Origin of the sequence: Psychromonas arctica (genome assembly GCF_038155225.1) — a bacterium.
Taxonomy (GTDB): domain Bacteria; phylum Pseudomonadota; class Gammaproteobacteria; order Enterobacterales; family Psychromonadaceae; genus Psychromonas; species Psychromonas arctica_B.
This window is the reverse complement of sequence record NZ_JBAKBA010000448.1, coordinates 1-208: the sequence shown is the minus strand read 5'-3', so window position 1 is coordinate 208 and position 208 is coordinate 1. Positions and strand designations below refer to the sequence as shown.

At 41.8% G+C, this 208-nt stretch carries 1 pseudogene; it reads right to left on the bottom strand.

Going from position 1 to position 208, the window contains the following annotated elements:
- Positions 1-208: pseudogene (locus tag V6255_RS19045) on the bottom strand (polynucleotide adenylyltransferase PcnB); the annotation flags it as partial.

The following is a 208-nucleotide window of genomic DNA, read 5'->3' as shown; positions in this document are numbered from 1 at the left end:
GTTCTGCACATTCATCACTGATTGATAAATCTAATTTAGCAGCAAAGCTGATTGCACGTAGCATACGAACAGGATCTTCACGGTAACGTACTTCAGGCTCTCCAATTAAGGTTAAACGACGTTGCGCCAAGTCATCCATACCACCACAGAAGTCAAACAGTGAGAAGTCTGCAATGTCGAAATACAATGCATTAACCGTAAAATCACG